This window comes from Burkholderia sp. SRS-W-2-2016 (genome assembly GCF_001931485.1).
Classification (GTDB): Bacteria; Pseudomonadota; Gammaproteobacteria; order Burkholderiales; family Burkholderiaceae; genus Paraburkholderia.
This window is the reverse complement of the sequence record NZ_MSDV01000090.1, coordinates 1-557: the sequence shown is the minus strand read 5'-3', so window position 1 is coordinate 557 and position 557 is coordinate 1. Positions and strand designations below refer to the sequence as shown.

Annotated in this window: 1 protein-coding gene; it reads right to left on the bottom strand. The window is 57.5% G+C overall.

The genetic code is table 11. From position 1 onward, the window contains the following. Window positions 1-557: WD40/YVTN/BNR-like repeat-containing protein (locus BTH42_RS33800; protein ID WP_372237308.1), on the bottom strand; the 557-nt coding region annotated here is incomplete at both ends.

Here is a 557-nt window from a genome sequence, read left to right as displayed (position 1 = left end):
CTTTGCTCCGCGTCACTGGCCATTGCCTGAAGCGGAACCGGGATTTTCTTCCATGTGCGCCCACCATCAGCTGTGCGCCAGAGGCGTGGCCCCACGCCGACCGCGTAGCCACGATCCGGATCGAGGAAAAGCAGCTGGTCAATCCGCTGGTTCTCGGGCCAGTCAAGTTGGGTCCAGTTCCGGCCACCGTCGCGAGAGCGCCAGAGTCTGGTGAAGTGCGGCGCTAATTCATTCCTCTTTTGCCGGGCCTTTACGTAGTCCATCCAGTCTGTGCTGACGTATTGCGTGCTCCAATCCTTCGAATACCACCAGGCCGCATCCTGTCCAGGTTGATGAAATGTGCGTGTCAGTCCGCCGTCAATAGTGCCTCGAAAAAAACCAATGGTTCTGCGATTGAGTCTCTCGGCAGAATTACTCATCCATGCTTCGACTGGCTCCGCATATTCCGGATCGGCTCGCTCGGAAACGGGCTTGAAAGTAATATTCGGCCCCGCTACCTTGAGGCTGATCACGTCGTTTCCCTTGATTCGGGCATTGCCGCCGCCATACGGCTTGTC